Source organism: Amycolatopsis silviterrae, assembly GCF_042684085.1.
GTDB classification, from domain to species: domain Bacteria; phylum Actinomycetota; class Actinomycetes; order Mycobacteriales; family Pseudonocardiaceae; genus Amycolatopsis; species Amycolatopsis silviterrae.
Genome location: NZ_JBHUKS010000017.1, coordinates 155,065 through 169,064, shown reverse-complemented (window position 1 = coordinate 169,064; position 14,000 = coordinate 155,065). Strand labels below are relative to the sequence as shown.

Genomic DNA, 14,000 nt, shown 5'->3' with positions numbered 1-14,000 from the left:
AACGTCACTCCCCGACAGAGCCGTCGGCCAGTTCCCGCAGCGCGTCGAGGTGCCCGACGTGTCGCGCGGTCTCCTGCACGACGTGCGCCAGCACCCAGCGGACGGTGAACTCCCCGGACCGCCGCGTCCGGTCCTCCGGCACCAGCCCGGCCAGCGCCGCCGCCGACCGGGCCCACTCGGCGCGGTAAGCCTCGACCACGCCGGTTACGTCGTCTTCGGGCGTCAGGTCCCAGCTCGGGTCCGGCGAGCCCGGCCACAGCGACGGCTCGGCGGAGCCGCCCGCCTCGATCACCAGCCACCACCGCTCGACCGCGGTCAGGTGCTTGAGCACGCCCAGCGCGCTGGTCCGCGGCGAACTCGGCAACGGCGTCGCGGCGGCCTGCGCGCGAGTCAGGCCGGTGACCTTCTGCACGGCGGTCGCCCGGAGGAAGCCGAGGAACCGCGTCTGCACCGTCAGTTCGTCGCCGTCGAGCGGATCCGGCCAGACGCGTTCTACCTCCGCCATGGCCACGACCCTACTGGTGCGAGAGAGGAATAGTCTCGGCGTCATGGTGTGGGGATTTCTGTGCGCGCTGCTGTCCGCAGTGGCCTATGGCGTCGCTTCGGTCATGCAGGCGGTGGCCGCGAAGGCCACTCCGGACGACGGCGGCACCGGAGTCGACCCGCGGTTGCTGCTGCGGGTGCTGCGGCAGTGGAAGTTCGTCGTCGGCCTGCTGCTCGACGGCGTCGGTTTCGTCGCACAGATCGCTGCTCTGCACGTGCTGCCGCTGTTTCTCGTGCAGGCCACGCAAGCCGCGAGCCTCGCGGTGACGGCCGTCGCGGTGCGGGTGTTCGGTGTCCGGCTCGGCGCGCGGGAATGGACCGCCGTGGGCGTGGTGTGCGCTGGGCTCGCGCTGCTCGGTTCTTCCGCGGAAAGCGAGGGCTCCAGCGAGGTCGCCCTGGGCTTCCGGCTGACCCTGGCCGGTGCCGCGGTCGTCCTCGGGATCGCCGGGCTGCTGGTCGGCCGCGCCGGAGACCGCGTCCGCACCGCCGGACTCGGACTGGTCGCCGGTCTGTGCTTCGGCCTGGTCGCGGTGGCCGGCCGGGTCATCCCGAGCCTCGCGCCGCTGGACCTGCTGCGCGACCCCGCGCTGTACGTCGTCGCTGTCGCGGGCGCGCTGGCCATGCTGTTCTTCGCAACCGCCCTGCAACGCGGCAGCGTCACAACAGCCACCGCGATGATGGTGCTCGGCGAAACGGTCATGCCGTCGCTGATCGGCGTCCTGCTGCTCGGCGACCGGACCCGGCCCGGCTTCGCGGTGGTCGCGCTGCTCGGATTCGTGCTCGCGGTGGCGGCCGCACTGGCGCTGGCCCGCTTCGGCGAACCCGAACCGGCTGCTGCCTCGGCCGAGGAGCCCTCGGAGACCGAGCCCGCTGGCCGGGACGCCCGCCGGTAAAGCTTCTCCGGCGCGAGGTTAGGCTACCCTTCCTAGGCGGGACGAAAGCGAAGAACCGGCGAACGGACCGGCCTCGCCTGCACGAACGGAGGCGCCGGTGACCAGCACCGCACCCAGGACTGGAGATGACGCGGCCACCGGGCGCCAGAAGCCGGTCCGCCCGGCACGGAGCCGCCCGTGACCACCGCACCCGCGACCAGCCAGGACGTCCCGCGCGGCACGACCACCCGGCGCCAGAAAACCGCCCGCCCACCCCGGAGCCGCCCGTGACCACCACCCCCGCCACCGGCCGGGCCGTCCTCCGCGGCGCCATCACCGGCCAGCGAAAATCCGTCCTGGCCGCCTCCGTCCTCGCCGCCGGTCACCAAGGCGGCGAAGCCCTCGTCCCGGTGGTGATCGGCGTCGTCCTGGACCGGGCCGTCGCCGACAGTTCGGTGCTCACCCTGCTCGGCTGGCTGGGCGTGCTCGCGCTCGTCTTCCTCGTGCTCTCCTACAGCTACCGCTTCGGCGCGCGGGCCGCCGAGCGCGCGTCCGAGCGGGCCGCGCACGAGATCCGGCTCGCCGTCAGCCGGCGGGTCCTGCATCCGCGCGGCGGCGCGGAAACCGGGGCGCTGGCCGGGGAACTGGTGAGCGTCGGCACCTCGGACGCCCGCCGGGTCGGGATCATCAACGCGGTGCTGCCGTTCGGGATCGCGGCGTTCGCCGGGCTCGTCGTGAGCGCGGTCGTGCTCATCCGGATGTCGGTGCCGCTCGGGCTGCTCGTTCTCCTCGGCACCCCGCCGCTGCTGTTCCTCGCCCACCTCATCGGCAAACCGCTGGAGAAGCGCAGCGAGCTGGAACAGGAACGCGCCGCGCACGCCTCGGGCGTCGCGGCCGATCTCGTCAGCGGGCTTCGGGTGCTGAAGGGCATCGGCGCGGAACCGGCGGCGACCGCGCGGTACCGGCGCACCAGCCGCGATTCCCTGCGGGCGACCATCCGCGCCGCCCGGGCGCAGGCGTGGCACAACGGCGCGCTGCTCGCGCTCACCGGGATCTTCATCGCGATCGTCGCCCTCGTCGGCGGCTCGCTCGCGGCGAACGGCGAGATCTCCGTCGGCGACCTCGTCGCGGCGGTCGGGCTGGCGCAGTTCCTGCAGACGCCGTTCACCATCTTCGCCTGGGTCAACGGCCAGCTCGCCCAGGGCCGCGCCTCCGCCAGCCGGGTCGCCGCCGTGCTCAGCGCGCCGCCCGCAGTCCCGGACGGCACCGGCGAGCTGCCCTCCCCGCCGAGCGGCAACGTGACGCTTTCCGCTGTCTCCCACGGCAAACTCCGCGGCCTCGACCTCACCGTCCCGCCCGGCGAACTGCTCGGCGTCGTCACCAGCGACCCAGCCACGGCCACCGACCTCCTCGACTGCCTCGGCCGCTTCGCCGATCCTCGCGACGGCACCGTCCAGGTCGACACCGTGCATCTGTCCACAGTGGATCCAGACCGGGTCCGCGAGGTCGTCCTCGTCGCCGCGCACGACACGGATCTCTTCGAGGGCACCGTGGAAGACAACGTCCGCGGCGGAATGCCCGCCGTCCCCGAGGGGGTCCTCACCGCCTCGGCCGCCGACGAGGTCGCCGCGACCCTCCCCTCCGGCACGGCCACCACCGTCACCGAACGCGGGCGTTCCCTGTCCGGCGGGCAGCGGCAACGGGTCGCCCTCGCGCGCGCCCTCGCCACCGAGGCGCCGGTTTTGGTGCTGCACGATCCGACCACGGCCGTCGACACTGTCACCGAAGCCCGCATCGCTACCGGAGTCGCACAGCTCCGGCGGGACCGGACGACGATCGTGGTCACCACCAGCCCGGCCCTGCTGGCAGCGACGGACCGAGTCGTCTTGATCGAAGACGGCCGGGTCGTCGCGGAAGGCAGTCACGCCGACCTTGTCCGCGATGAAGCAGCCTACCGAGCGGCGGTGCTCTCATGACCGAACGCGAACTTCTGCCGGTCGCGGACGGGCCGCGGATCCGCGCCGTCCTGCTCGACCTGGTGCGCCAGGCGAAAGGCCGCGCGGCCGGGTCGTTCGGCTTCGTGGTCGGGGCGACCGCGATCGGGCTGCTCACCGCTCCCCTGCTCGGCAGGGTCGTCGATCTCGTCGCGAGCCACGAGCCGGCGTCCGCGCTGGTATATCCGGTCGTCGGCCTGGTGCTGGTCGCGGTCACGTCGGCGATCGCCACGGCCGTCGGCGTCTCGATGCTGGCCCGCCTCGGCGAGACGATGCTCGCCGACCTGCGGGAACGGTTCATCGACCGGGCGCTCGGGCTGCCGCTGGAGCAGGTCGAGAAGGCGGGTTCCGGGGATCTGACCGCGCGGGTCACCAATGACGTCTCGGTGGTCGCCGACGCGGTCCGGCAAGCACTGCCCGCGCTGGCCCGGTCGGTGCTGACGATTGTGCTCACGCTCGTCGCGATGGCGGTCCTCGACTGGCGATTCCTCGCTGCGGCTTTGCTGGCCGTCCCGATCCAGCTGCATACCGTCCGCTGGTACGTCCGGCGCGCGACGCCGTTGTATGCCGCCCAGCGGGCTGCGGTCGGCGCGCAGCAGCAGCAACTTCTCGACACCATCGGCGGCGCTAAGACCGTCCGCGCGTTCCGGCTCGCGGACGCGCACGTCGACCGGGTCCGGTCTCGCTCGAATGGCGCGGTGGAGCTGGCTTTGCGCGGGGTCCGGCTCGCCACGCGGTTCTACGGACGGTTGAACCTCGCCGAGTTCGTCGGGCTGTCGGCGGTGCTGGCGGCCGGTTTTCTGCTGGTGGGGGCGAATCTCGCGACGGTCGGGGTGGCGACCGCGGCCGCGTTGTACTTTCACAGTCTCTTCGGACCGATCAATACCGCGCTCGCGCTGGTGGACGACGCGCAGGCCGCAGCGGCGAGCTTGGCCCGTTTGGTCGGGGTGGCGGATCTCCCGGTGCCCGCCGAACCGAGCCGGGCAGGACGGCCGGTCGACGCGTCAGTGAAGGCTGCCGGGGTCGGTCATTCCTATGTGGACGGTCATCCGGTGCTGCGGGACGTCGATCTCGAAGTGGCTCCCGGCGAACGGGTCGCGCTGGTCGGGGCGAGCGGGGCCGGGAAGACGACGCTGGCGAAGCTGATCGCCGGGATTCATCAGGCGAGCAGCGGAGCGGTGTCGATCGGTGGTGTTCCGCTTGAACAGCTCGGCCCGCTCGGCGCTCGACGGGCGGTGGGGTTGATCAGCCAGGAAGTGCATGTCTTCAGCGGGACCTTGGCGGAGGATCTCCGGCTGGCTGCTCCTGACGCCAGTGAGGATGAGCTGCGGGACGCGCTGGCGAAGGTGGGTGCGCTCGAATGGGCCGAGGGGCTGCCGGAGGGGCTGTCCACCGTCGTCGGCGAGGGCGGGCATCGGCTGACGGTTACGCAGGCGCAGCAACTCGCCCTGGTCCGGCTGGTGCTGGCCGATCCGCCGGTGGCGATTCTCGACGAGGCTACGGCGGAGGCAGGCAGCGCGGGGGCCAAGGCGCTGGAGGCCGCGGCGGGGGCGGCGCTGGAAGGCCGCACCGGGCTGATCGTGGCGCACCGCCTCACGCAGGCAGCCGCGTCGGACCGCATCGTCGTCCTGGACGCCGGGGTTGTCGTCGAATCGGGGACGCACGAGGAACTAGTCGCCTCCGGGGGCCAGTACGCCGCGCTGTGGGCGGCCTGGTCCGGATTGCGCGGCTGACCGAGTGGTCCGTGAAGGACTCCTTGAGGGAATCTAAGTCCCGGAAGGAGTCCTTCACGGAACGTCAGGACTCGGCGGGGTTGATCAGCGAGCGGGGACGAAGGTCGGTCCACGTTCGCTCGATGTGGTCCAGACAGGCTTGCCTCTCGGCCGGGCCGAAGGTGGTTCGCCAGCCTTCCGGGACGGCGACGAAGTCCGGCCACAGGCTGTGCTGGCCCTCGTCGTTCACCAGGACCCGGTACACGCCGTCGGGGTTCTCGAAGGGGTTCGTCACAGCGCCTGCCCGCTCACCGCGTACTCGACGGGATCCGCGCCCGCAGGCCGACGGTCCACAATGGACTGCAGAATCTCCCCGACGCGCACCGCAGTGTTCGAGAGCAGCGACGACGTGATGCCGTGCGTGTGCTCGGTGCCGCCCTGCAGGTAGAGCCCGCCGCGCACGCTGGGATCGGTAGTGATCCGGTAGTCCCGTTCGACCTTCAACCGGCCTTCGCCGTCTCGGCGGCATTGCGCGGCAAGGGCACCGAGCAACGGGGTCGGGTCTGCGGGGTGATAGCCGGTCGCGTAGATGACGGCGTCGGCGTCCAGCACCGAACGCTCGCCGGTCGCCAGCGATTCGACGGTCGCGCGCACGTGCGTGCCCTGGTCAGCAACTTCGACGGGCCGCGACACATTGAAGAAGCGCAACCGTTCCACCCCAAGCACCTTTTCCTGGTACCGCCGCCGGTACAGCTCGTCGATGAGGTCCAGGTCGACCGCCGAGTAGTTCGTCGCGCCGTGGTAGCGCATCAGGCGTTCCTTAACCGGTTCGCTTGCCGCGTAGAAGGAATCGACCGCTTCGGGATCGAAGATCCGGTTGGCGAACGCGCTGTCGTCGGCGGGGCTGTAGCCGTAGCGGGCGAACACCGCGCACACCTCGGCGCGCGGGAATTCGTCGTGCAGCAAGGCAGCGACCTCGGCGGCGCTTTGGCCGGCGCCGATCACGACGAACCGGCGCGCGTCCGTTCCGCGCAACGACTCCACGCGGTGCAGCAGTTCGCTGTTGTGCCAGATCCGCTCCCCGGCGACGACCCCGTCCGGCAGCTTCGCGCGCAATCCGGTGCCCAGCACCAGATTCCGGGCGCGCAGCTCGGTGATCTCGCCGTCCACCTCGGCACGGACGTCGAAGTACGCGACCTCGCCGCCGTCGTGCACCGGCTCGACCGAAACGACCTCGCTGCCGTAGGACACCAGGTCGTCGACCTTCGCCGCGGCCCACTCGAAGTAGTCGTGGAACTCCACGCGCAGCGGGAACAGGGTCTTGTGGTTGATGAAATCGACCAGCCGCCCCTTCTCGTGCAGGTAGTTCAGGAAGGTGAACGCGCTCGCCGGGTTCCGCATCGTCGCGAGGTCCTTGAGGAACGACACCTGCATGGTCGCGGTGTCGATCAGCATCCCGCGATGCCAGCCGAACCGGGGCTGGCGCTCCAGGAAATGCGCCGTGACCGTCTCGCCCGAGCCCGCGTTGTGCTCGGCGAGGGCGATCGCGAGCGCCAGATTGGACGGCCCGAACCCGACTCCGACCACGTCGTACACCGGCACCTGGCTGCTCCCGGCCCCTGCTCGTGACATGAAAGTCCCCTAGCGCGGCACTGCCGCATCGCCGTTTCTCGACTGACCACTGGTTCAAGAAACCCTAACCTAACTTAGGTAAGCCTCAACTAGTACTGTCTGGGTGATGTTCGTCCCGACCACGAAAGGTGCACCGCCGATGCGCGTGGCCATGTTCGGCTACCAGACCTGGGGACACCGCACCCTGAAAGCCCTCCTCGACGCGGGCCACGACGTGCGGCTGGTGGTCACCCACCCGCCGAGCGACCACGCCTACGAGCGGATCTGGAGCGACTCGGTGGCGGACCTGGCCGAGTCGAACGGGATCCGCACACTGCTGCGCACCCGCCCGGACGACGCCGAACTGCTCGCCGAGCTGAAGGCCGCCGACCTGGACCTGATCGTCGCGAACAACTGGCGCACCTGGCTGCCGCCGGAGATCTTCGACCTGCCGCGCCACGGCACGCTCAACGTCCACGATTCGCTGCTGCCCGCCTACGCCGGCTTCTCCCCCATCATCTGGGCGCTGATCAACGGGGAGCCGGAGGTCGGCGTCACCGCGCACATGATGAACGGCGAACTCGACGCGGGCGACATCGTGGCCCAGCGCGCCGTCGCGGTCGGCCCGCGCGACACCGCCACGGATCTGTTCCACCGCACCGTGGACCTCATCGAACCGCTCGTGACGGAGGCCTTGGGCCTGATCGGATCCGGCACAATGGTCCCGATCGCGCAGGACCGGTCGAAGGCGAGCTTCTTCCACAAGCGTGCCCCGCGCGACAGCCGCATCGACTGGACCTGGTCCGCCGAAGAGCTGGACCGCCTCGTGCGCGCCCAATCCGACCCGTACCCGAACGCGTTCACCTACCACCGCGGCGAACAGCTGCGCATCGTGCGCGCTTCGGTTTCGGACGGCCACTACGGCGGAACGCCCGGCCGGATCTTCATCCGCGAAGGCGAGGGCGTGGTGATCGTCGCGGGTCCCGAGGCGCGCCGCGGCAAATCGCCCGGGTTGCGCATCGAACGCGTCCGCACGGCCGACGACCGCGAACTTCCCGCGACGGAGTACTTCACGACCATGGGCGGCTACCTCACCGATCGTCCCTAGTGCTTCACCGGGCTGCGGCAGGCGGTGCGGCGTTCACGGAAATCCGTTTCGAGCGTTGTTGCGGCGCCTCTACCGTGACGTGGTGTCGACTGAGGTGATCCTTCTCAACGGTGGTTCCAGCTCGGGGAAGTCCGGGATCGTTCGATGCCTGCAGGCAGTCCTGCCGGATCCGTGGCTGGCCCTCGGGACGGACACACTGGTTGCGGCGATGCCCGCGTCCATGCGGGCGTCGAACGCCGGGATCGAGTTCGCTCCGGACGGACAGGTGATCGTCGGGCCGGAGTTCCGGACGCTGGAAGCGGCATGGATCGAGGGGGTCGCCGCGATGGCCCGTGCGGGTGCCCGGGCCATCGGCATGGCGGCGTCCCAGGCGGAGGTCGTCCACCGGGGCATGGTCTACGACGTGGAGGTGGACACCACTCGCACCGAGTCGTTGGAGTGCGCACGGACCATCGCCGCACAGGTCAGCTGATCGGCGACCCGGTGGGCCTTTCCAGCGCACTAGGCAGCCCTCGCAACGGTGACGATCGACCGGCTGTCCGCGGTGAGCGGGCCGCCGCCGAAGTCGCCGTACTGGTTCTCGACAGCGAACCCGGCTCGGCGCAGCGCGGCGTTGAGCGGGTCGACGTCGAGGAACCGCAGCGTCGCGCGGTCGGTGCGCAGCGGGGTCCGATCGGGTTCGCCGACGGTTTCGGTGAAGGTCACGACGCCGTCGTCAGCGGATTCGACCTGCCACCACGACACCAGCTGACGTCCGGCGTACTCGAACGGCACCGGCTCGGCAGTGGCCCAGACCTCCCACGCGCGAGCCTGCGGATGCCGCGTCTCGAAGACGAACTGGCCGCCGTCGACCAGCGCGGCGCGGATCGCGGTGAGCGAAGCGGCGATGTCCGCGTCGGTCACCAAACACTGGAAAGCGTTGTTCGCCATGGTCGCCAATGCGAATTCCGCGCGCCACGGGATGTCCGCCGCCGGGCCCTCGACCCATTCGACGTCCGCCCGGCGCCGCGCCCGCCGCAGCGCCGCGGCGTCCGGGTCGATGCCGGTCAGGCGTCCGTGATGTCCTTGCTCGCGCAGCGAACGCAGCATCTGCCCGGTGCCGCAGCCGACGTCCAGCACCGACTGCGCCGCCGTCGCGTGCCCGGTGTAGAACCCGTCGCTGGTGCCTGGCTCGGCCCGCCAGGGGTTGGTCACGTCGTACACGGCCGCAGCGTCGTCCTCGGTGAAATCCACTCAGCCGACCGTACTCAGCCGCAAGCGCCAGCGGCACCGACTAACGCTCGGAAACCTTGCCGCCGTCCACTTCCAGGCGGCGGGTCACCGCAACCGCGTCGAGCATCCGGCGGTCGTGCGTCACCAGCAGCAGCGTGCCAGGGTAACTGTCCAAAGCGGACTCGAGCTGTTCGATCGCGGGCAGGTCGAGGTGGTTGGTCGGCTCGTCCAGCACCAGCAGGTTCACGCCGCGCGCCTGCAGCAGCGCCAGCGCCGCGCGGGTGCGCTCGCCGGGCGAAAGCGTCGCTGCCGACCGCAGCACGTGCGCGGCCTTGAGCCCGAATTTCGCCAGCAGCGTACGGACTTCCGCGTCCGCGAGCGACGGCACCTCGTGCGCGAACGCCTCCGCGAGCGGGACGTCGCCGAGGAACAGCCGCCGCGCCTGGTCGACCTCGCCGACCACGACGCCCGGCCCCAGCGCGGCATTGCCCTCGTCCAGCGGCAGCCGGCCGAGCAGCGCGGCGAGCAAGGTGGACTTGCCCGCGCCGTTCGCGCCGGTGATGGCGACCTTGTCCGCCCAGTCGATCTGCAGATCCACCGGCCCGAGCGTGAACCCGCCGCGCCGCACCACCGCGCCCCGCAGCGTCGCGACCACCGCGCCCGCGCGCGGAGCGGCCGCGATCTCCATCCGCAGCTCCCACTCCTTGCGCGGTTCCTCGACCACCTCGAGCCGCTCGATCATCCGGTCGGTCTGGCGCGCCTTCGAGGCCTGTTTCTCCGTGGCCTCGCTGCGGAACTTGCGGCCGATCTTGTCGTTGTCGGTCGCCTTGCGCCGGGCGTTCTTGACGCCCTTCTCCATCCACGCGCGCTGCATGCCCGCCCGGGCCTCCAGCGACGCACGGGTGCTGGCATATTCCTCGTAGTCCTCACGCGCGTGCCGCCGCGCGACCGCCCGTTCCTCCAAATAGGACTCGTACCCGCCGCCGTACGCCTTCACCTGCTGCTGCGCCAGGTCCAGCTCCACCACGCGGTCGACCGTGCGGGCGAGGAACTCGCGATCGTGGCTCACCAGCACGGTTCCGCCGCGCAGCCCGGTGACGAACCGCTCCAGCCGGGCGAGGCCGTCGAGGTCGAGGTCGTTCGTCGGCTCGTCGAGCAGGAAGATGTCGTAGCGGCTCAGCAGCAGCGACGCCAGCCCGGCGCGCGCGGCCTGCCCGCCCGACAGCGACACCATCGGCTGGTCGAGGTCGACCGCCAGCCCGAGGTCCGCGGCGACCTCGCCGGCCCGGTCGTCGAGGTCGGCTCCGCCCAGCGCGAGCCAGCGGTCGAGCGCGGTGCCGTAGGCGTCGTCGGCGCCGTCCAGGCCCGCGGTCAGCGCGTCCGTCGCCGCGTCGAGCGCGGTCTGCGCGGTCGCGACGCCGGTGCGCCGGGAGAGGAAGGCGCGCACCGACTCCCCCGGCCGCCTCTCGGGCTCCTGCGGGAGATGCCCGACGGTGGCGGTCGGCGGGTTGAGCCGGATCTCGCCGGATTCCGGGCGGGCCAGCCCGGCCAGCGTGCGCAGCAAGGTGGACTTGCCGGCGCCGTTGACGCCGACCAGCCCGATCACCTCGCCCGGGACGACGACGAGATCAAGACCGGAGAAGAGAACGCGGTCACCGTGGCCCGCGGCCAGGTCCTTCGCGACGAGTGTGGCGCTCATATCGGAGCCGAGTTTACGGGGACCGCCCGCGCCGCGTGCCGCGTGTCGGCTTCGTCACTGGGAGTGGGTACTCTGGGCGGGTTGCCGGGTCCAACGAGAGCAGTGAGGTCGGTGAAACGCGATGGCGGAACCCGCCCCGGTCCCGTTCGGCCGGGGGAAACAGCGGGCTCCCCGGCCAACCGTCAGCAGGCGTCGCGAGGTGAGCCACGCCAGCGCGCGGTCGCTGCTGATGACCGTGCTGGGCGAGTACGTGCTGCCCCGCGACCGTCCGGTGTGGACGTCCATGCTGGTCGAATCGCTCGGCATGCTCGACATCGAGGAGAAGTCGGCGCGGCAGGCGCTGGCCCGGTCCGCGGCCGAGGGCTGGCTGGTGTCCGAGCGCATCGGCCGCCGCGTCCGCTGGTCGCTGACCCCGCCCGGACGACGGCTGCTCACCGAGGGCGCCGAGCGCATATACGCCTTCGGCCGCGACGCGCACGCCTGGGAGAACACCTGGCTGATGCTGATCGTCTCGGTGCCGGAGGCGAAACGCGACCTGCGGCACCGGCTGCGCACCCGCCTCACCTGGGCCGGGTTCGGCTCCCCGGTCGCGGGCGTCTGGGTGAGCCCCGACCCGAGCCGCGAGCCCGAGGCGCAGAAGATCGTCGCCGACCTCGGCCTCGAAGCGCAGGCGATGTCGTTCACCGCGGAGTACGGCGCGATCGGCGGCCAGGAGAGCATGGTCGAGCGGTCGTGGGACCTGTCCGAACTGACCGACCGGTACGAGGACTTCATCGACCGTTTCACCGGCGTGACGCCGTCCGGCGAGCAGGCGGTGCTGCGCGCGCAGACCGAACTGGTGCACGAGTGGCGGCGATTCCCGTTCCTCGACCCGCAACTGCCCGCCGAACTGCTGCCCGCGGGCTGGAGCGGAGCCAAGGCGGCCGAGCTGTTCCACCGCAAGCACGTGGAATGGCGTCCCGCCGCGCAGGCGTACTGGGATCAACTCACCGCGAACGAGGAGCAAGCATGACCCGGTTGGACCGCGACGGCGGGCTTGCCGTGCTCACCATCGACGAGCCGCCGCTCAACCTCTACACCAGGCCGCTGCAGGACGCCCTGCTCGACGCGATCGGGTCGCTGGAGGAAACCCCCGCCCGCGCCCTGCTGATCCGCGCCGAAGGCCGGGTCGTGAGCGGCGGCGTCGACGTGGCGCTCTTCGACGCGCAGTCTTCGCCCGAGGAAGCCAAGGTGCTCTTCGACGAGCTGCTGACCGTGCCCGATCGCCTTGCCGCACTGCCGTTCCCGACGGTTTTCGCCGCGCACGGCCTGTGCCTCACCTGGGCGTTCGAGGTCGCCATGGCCTGTGATCTGCTGCTGGCTTCTTCCCGGGCGAAATTCGGCCTGGTCGAGAAGGTCGTCGGCCTCACCCCCACCATGGGCGGCACCCAGCGCCTGGCCGCCCGCGCCGGCGTGGCCCGCGCGAAGGAGTTCGTCTTCACCGGCGAGCCCTTTGACGCAGCCACGCTGGAGCGCTGGAACGTCGTCAACCGCGTCCTGCCCGACGAAGGTTTCGACGCCGCCGCCCGGGAATTCACCCGCCAGCTCGCCGAAGGCCCCACCCGGGCACACGCCGCGACGAAGCGCATCCTGGCGCACTTCGAACACGGCGGCGTCCCGGAGGCGAACGAGCACGTCACGACCATCGCCGCGGACCTCTACCGCACCGAAGACCTGCGCAACGCCGTGAAGTCCTTCCTCACCGACGGCCCCGGCAAGGCCCGGTTCACCGGCCGCTAACCCGGCAGCTGCCCAGCCCGGTCGACAATCCCGTACGAGACCAGGGCTTCCTTCGTGGTGCCCAAATACGCGTGCGTCGCCGGGTCGAACACCAGCGTCGTGCCGTCCCAGCTCACCCCGACCCCTTGCCGCCCCGCCGCGTCCCGCGCGTTCTCCACCGCGCTGAGCCCGCTTACCTGCGCCACCGCGTCATACATCGCCGCGCGGGCCTTGGGTTCGAGGTACGTCTCACTCGCGATCTGGCTGAAGTTCTCCCCCATCGCCGCCGACCCGCCGCCGAGATACTGATACATCGCACCAGCCGTCTCCGGCGCCCCCTTCTTGTACGCAGGCTCCTTCTGACACGGCTGTTTTTCTGGCACCTTCTCGCCGACAGGGTGGCACTTCCCGTCCACACAAACCGGCACCGGCATCCCCTTGCCTTCTTGCCGGACATACCCGTCCCGCTCGCCGTCCCCCGACAGCCACTCCTCGCGGGTGCCTTGGGACGTCTGCTTTTTGACGTAAAGGAACTGCCCCGGCCCCGGCGGCATGTCCGGCTTCCGCAACGCCGCCTGCGCCGCGTCATGCAACACCTTGACCGGGTCTGCCGCGGCCGGCTGCCCGCCGCTGCTCAAGGGCACGATCGCCGCCGCCGCCGCTGCTGCCGCCGCAATGCCGATGGCCCACTTCGCCTTGTTCGGCTTGCCCTCCGCCCGCGCCTCCGCAAGCAGCTTCTCCCTCACCGGCGCCAGATCGTCCAGCGCGGGCAAGGGAACGTCCGCCGTCCGCTCGCGGAGCAGCTTCATCTCATCCATGGACGGAAACCTCCTCAGAGTCAGTGCCAAGCGCGTCCCGCAACTTCCGGCGGGCGCGATTCAGCCGGGAACGGACAGTGCCGACCGGAATGCCCAGCGCCTCAGCGACTTCCTCGTAGGACAGCCCTTCGGTAGCCGTCAGCACCACGACGTCCCGGTCCCCCTCCGCGAGCGCCGCCAGTGCCGCCCCCAACTCCGGCCCACGCGCCACCGCGACCACCCGTTTGGTTACGTCCTCGTCGTGCGCCTGCGCGGGCTGCTGCGGCCCCACCGCCCGGAGGAGACGGTATTCACGGACCTCGTCCCGCCGGTGCTGCTTCACGACGTTGGTGGCGATGCCGTAAAGCCAGGGCCGCGCATCCGACCTGGCCAGGTCGTAGCGGCTCCTCTTGCGGAATGCCGCCAGAAACGTCTCAGCGAGCGCGTCATCGGCAACGTCCCGCCCGAGCCGGCGAGCGAGATACCGGTGGATGAAGGGCGCATGGCGGTCGAAAATCCCCGCAAACGCCTCCGGCTCGCCGACCGACCGCCTGATCACGCCGGCGTCGTCGTCTTCGGTCACCCCGTAGCCCCTCCCCGGTTGTCCTGCCCTGTCCACCCTGTTGTCCGCACTCTGCCGGGTTTGAGTTCACGGTGCAGGGTTTGCGCAGGTCAGACGGCAAAGGAGACCTCG

At 71.0% G+C, this 14,000-nt stretch carries 14 protein-coding genes; 7 read left to right on the top strand and 7 right to left on the bottom strand.

Annotated elements, in window-relative coordinates; genetic code table 11:
- Nucleotides 1-4: 4 nt before the first annotated feature.
- Nucleotides 5-505 (bottom strand): DinB family protein, encoded by a 501-nt coding sequence (locus tag ACFSVL_RS25015; protein WP_378307979.1) that lies wholly within the window; start codon nucleotides 503-505, stop codon nucleotides 5-7.
- Between the two features lie 43 nt (nucleotides 506-548).
- Here ACFSVL_RS25015 and ACFSVL_RS25010 point away from each other — a divergent pair, with 43 nt between their 5' ends.
- The 3 genes from ACFSVL_RS25010 to ACFSVL_RS25000 all read left to right on the top strand — a co-directional run bounded on the left by ACFSVL_RS25010 (nucleotide 549) and on the right by ACFSVL_RS25000 (nucleotide 5,142).
- Nucleotides 549-1,436 carry a hypothetical protein gene (locus ACFSVL_RS25010; RefSeq protein WP_378307978.1) on the top strand — a complete coding sequence of 296 codons (888 nt, stop codon included), beginning with the start codon at nucleotides 549-551 and terminating at the stop codon, nucleotides 1,434-1,436.
- A gap of 266 nt (nucleotides 1,437-1,702) precedes the next feature.
- Nucleotides 1,703-3,391 (top strand): ABC transporter ATP-binding protein, encoded by a 1,689-nt coding sequence (locus ACFSVL_RS25005; protein WP_378307977.1) that lies wholly within the window; start codon nucleotides 1,703-1,705, stop codon nucleotides 3,389-3,391.
- Nucleotides 3,388-5,142, top strand: coding sequence for an ABC transporter ATP-binding protein (locus ACFSVL_RS25000; RefSeq protein WP_378307976.1), 1,755 nt, complete (start codon nucleotides 3,388-3,390; stop codon nucleotides 5,140-5,142). The genes ACFSVL_RS25005 and ACFSVL_RS25000 overlap by 4 nt, the downstream gene beginning before the upstream one ends.
- 64 nt (nucleotides 5,143-5,206) lie before the next feature.
- Here the strand turns inward: ACFSVL_RS25000 and ACFSVL_RS24995 are convergent, their stop codons facing one another.
- Together ACFSVL_RS24995 and ACFSVL_RS24990 are read right to left on the bottom strand one after the other, a co-directional pair.
- Nucleotides 5,207-5,416, bottom strand: coding sequence for an MbtH family protein (locus tag ACFSVL_RS24995; RefSeq protein WP_378307975.1), 210 nt, complete (start codon nucleotides 5,414-5,416; stop codon nucleotides 5,207-5,209).
- Complete coding sequence (locus ACFSVL_RS24990) at nucleotides 5,413-6,753, bottom strand: lysine N(6)-hydroxylase/L-ornithine N(5)-oxygenase family protein (protein WP_378307974.1); 1,341 nt, start codon at nucleotides 6,751-6,753, stop codon at nucleotides 5,413-5,415. The genes ACFSVL_RS24995 and ACFSVL_RS24990 overlap by 4 nt, the downstream gene beginning before the upstream one ends.
- Before the next feature lie 139 nt (nucleotides 6,754-6,892).
- Here ACFSVL_RS24990 and ACFSVL_RS24985 point away from each other — a divergent pair, with 139 nt between their 5' ends.
- Together ACFSVL_RS24985 and ACFSVL_RS24980 are read left to right on the top strand one after the other, a co-directional pair.
- Complete coding sequence (locus ACFSVL_RS24985) at nucleotides 6,893-7,840, top strand: methionyl-tRNA formyltransferase (RefSeq protein WP_378307973.1); 948 nt, start codon at nucleotides 6,893-6,895, stop codon at nucleotides 7,838-7,840.
- 82 nt (nucleotides 7,841-7,922) lie between these two features.
- On the top strand, nucleotides 7,923-8,312 hold the full coding sequence (locus ACFSVL_RS24980; protein ID WP_378307972.1) for a phosphotransferase-like protein: 390 nt from the start codon (nucleotides 7,923-7,925) through the stop codon (nucleotides 8,310-8,312).
- 29 nt (nucleotides 8,313-8,341) lie between these two features.
- Here ACFSVL_RS24980 and ACFSVL_RS24975 read toward each other — a convergent pair whose 3' ends face one another.
- Both ACFSVL_RS24975 and ACFSVL_RS24970 read right to left on the bottom strand, forming a co-directional pair.
- Nucleotides 8,342-9,073: a class I SAM-dependent methyltransferase gene (locus ACFSVL_RS24975; protein ID WP_378307971.1), complete on the bottom strand. Its 732-nt coding sequence runs from the start codon at nucleotides 9,071-9,073 to the stop codon at nucleotides 8,342-8,344.
- A gap of 40 nt (nucleotides 9,074-9,113) precedes the next feature.
- On the bottom strand, nucleotides 9,114-10,751 hold the full coding sequence (locus tag ACFSVL_RS24970) for an ABC-F family ATP-binding cassette domain-containing protein (protein ID WP_378307970.1): 1,638 nt from the start codon (nucleotides 10,749-10,751) through the stop codon (nucleotides 9,114-9,116).
- A 121-nt stretch (nucleotides 10,752-10,872) separates the two neighbouring features.
- Between ACFSVL_RS24970 and ACFSVL_RS24965 the strand changes: the two genes are divergently transcribed.
- Together ACFSVL_RS24965 and ACFSVL_RS24960 are read left to right on the top strand one after the other, a co-directional pair.
- Nucleotides 10,873-11,763, top strand: a complete 891-nt coding sequence (locus tag ACFSVL_RS24965) for a PaaX family transcriptional regulator (RefSeq protein WP_378307969.1) — start codon at nucleotides 10,873-10,875, stop codon at nucleotides 11,761-11,763.
- Nucleotides 11,760-12,530 carry an enoyl-CoA hydratase/isomerase family protein gene (locus ACFSVL_RS24960; protein WP_378307968.1) on the top strand — a complete coding sequence of 257 codons (771 nt, stop codon included), beginning with the start codon at nucleotides 11,760-11,762 and terminating at the stop codon, nucleotides 12,528-12,530. Before ACFSVL_RS24965 ends, ACFSVL_RS24960 begins: the two co-directional genes overlap by 4 nt.
- Here ACFSVL_RS24960 and ACFSVL_RS24955 read toward each other — a convergent pair.
- On the bottom strand, nucleotides 12,527-13,327 hold the full coding sequence (locus ACFSVL_RS24955) for a CU044_5270 family protein (protein ID WP_378307967.1): 801 nt from the start codon (nucleotides 13,325-13,327) through the stop codon (nucleotides 12,527-12,529). The genes ACFSVL_RS24960 and ACFSVL_RS24955 overlap by 4 nt on opposite strands.
- On the bottom strand, nucleotides 13,320-13,889 hold the full coding sequence (locus tag ACFSVL_RS24950; protein WP_378307966.1) for an RNA polymerase sigma factor: 570 nt from the start codon (nucleotides 13,887-13,889) through the stop codon (nucleotides 13,320-13,322). The genes ACFSVL_RS24955 and ACFSVL_RS24950 overlap by 8 nt, the downstream gene beginning before the upstream one ends.
- Nucleotides 13,890-14,000: the final 111 nt, after the last annotated feature.